This is a genomic window from Streptomyces niveus (genome assembly GCF_001723055.1).
GTDB lineage: Bacteria > Actinomycetota > Actinomycetes > Streptomycetales > Streptomycetaceae > Streptomyces > Streptomyces niveus.
In genome coordinates, this window is sequence record NZ_MDCR01000399.1 from 1 (window position 1) to 2,100 (window position 2,100).

General features: G+C 75.0%; 1 protein-coding gene. It reads left to right on the forward strand.

From position 1 onward, the window contains the following. Positions 1-2,100, forward strand: a 2,100-nt coding sequence (locus BHU15_RS40590; protein WP_255293282.1) for an ATP-binding protein, incomplete at both ends; no start/stop codon positions are given.

The following is a 2,100-nucleotide window of genomic DNA, read 5'->3' on the forward strand; positions in this document are numbered from 1 at the left end:
TGCCGGCCCGCCGCCTCGTCACGCTCACCGGGCCCGGCGGCGCCGGCAAGACCCGGCTGGCCTTCGAGGCCGCCGAGAGCGTGGCCCGTGCGAGCGGTCACTGGCCGGACGGGATCCGGGTGGCGGAACTCGCCTCCGTACGCGAGTCCGGCGACGTGGCGGAGGCCGTACTGACCGCGCTCGGGGCCCGCGAGACGGCGGTGCGCGGTCCCGGCGGCGCCGAGGTCGAGGCACCCGACCCGCTCGCCGCGCTCGTCGAACACTGCGGCTCCCGGCGCCTGTTGATCGTCCTCGACAACTGCGAGCAGGTGATCGGCGCCGTCGCCGAACTCGCCGAGACCGTCCTCACCCGCTGCCGCCGGGTGACCGTCCTCGCCACCAGCCGCGAACCCCTGGGCGTACGGGGCGAGTTCCTGTACGGGGTCGGCCCGCTGGCGCCGACCGGGGCGCTGCGGCTGCTCGGCGAACGCGGCGCCGCCGCCCGCCCCGGCTTCCGTACGGACGACGACCCGGCGGCCTGCGAGGAGATCTGCCGCAGACTCGACGGGCTGCCGCTCGCCGTCGAACTGGCCGCCGCCCGCCTGCGGTTGCTCACCCCGCGCCAGCTCGCCGACCGGCTCGACGACCGCTTCCGGGTGCTGGGCGCGGGCAGCGGCAGCCGGACCGTACTGCCGAGGCAGCAGACCCTGCGCGCCGTCGTGGACTGGTCGTGGGAGCTGCTGACGGAGACCGAACGGGCCGTGCTGCGCAGGCTCTCCGTCTTCGTGGGCGGCTGCGCGGCGAGCGAGGCCGAGGAGGTCTGCGCGGGCGGCGACGTCCCGGACCCGGCGGTGTTCGACACGCTCGCCTCCCTTGTCGACAAATCGCTGCTGGTGGCCGTACCCGGCGGTCCCGACGAGAAGCTTCCGGGCGGAACGCGTCCCGACGGTATGCGCTTTCGGCTGCTGGAGACCGTCGCCGAGTACGCCGCGCGGCGACTGGACGAGTCGGGTGAACGGAGGGCCGTCGAGCTACGGCATCTGCGCGCCTACCGTGAACTCGTACGCGTCGGCGAACCGGAGCTGCGCGGCCCCCACCAGGCGTACCGGCTCCGGCAGTTCGAGCGGGAGCACGACAACGTACGCGCCGCCCTGCGCGCCGCGCTCCGGCACGACGGCGGGCCGGCGACCGAACAGGACGCGATGTGTCTCGTCCTGTCCATGAGCTGGTTCTGGCAGGTACGTGGTCATCAGCGCGATGCCCGCGACTGGCCCGAGGCCGTCACGGCGCTGGGGCCCGACCCGTTCCAGGCACCCGTCCGCCCCGCCGTACCGCTCGATGACCCGTGCACCGACCTGCCGCCGCCCTGGTCCGACGAACAGGTGTGGGAGGCCAGACGCGGTGTGCGCCTGCTGCGGTTCGCGAGCCGCGGGGGAGGGGCCGAGGGGGCGGAGTGGGACGAGGACCACGCGCGGAACTGGTCCGGCGACCGTACCCGCGACCAGCTCACCCGGATCGTCGCCGCCTACCGCCGGGACCTGCCCCAGGTCTGCCGGCAGCCGGCCGTCATGTGGTTCTTCGCCGGGCTGCTGGTCGGCGAGTGGCGCGGCATGGGCGAGACGCTGGACGCCCTGGTCGACGCGTGCCGCGCCAGGCCCGGCCGGGGATGGGACCTCGGCCTCGCGCTCACGATGCGGGGGAGACTGCTGGACGCCGGTCCAGGCGACGAGGAGCGGGCGGCGCGGGACGCCGACGAGGCGGTGGCGCTGTTCGAACGGGCTGGTGACTCGGTGATGCTCGCCGAATCCCTGTCCGCCCGCGGCGAGTCCTACGAACGCCGGGGCCGCTACGCGCGGGCCGCGGCGGACTTCGAACGGGCCATGGTGAGCTGCGCGCGTATCGGCATGCCCACCCAAGTCTCACTGTTCAAGGCGCGGTTGGCCGCCGTACGGCTGGAGGCCGCGAGCGGTCCCGCGGCCGAGGAGGCGGCCGAGCTGCTGCTGCGGGAAGCGGTCGAGGAGTCCCGTGGACACGCGGGACACACCGGCGGGGCCGCCCGGCTGCTGCTCGTGGGGCGCTACGGCCGTACCGGACGCACCGATCTCGCCCGCGCCGAGATCG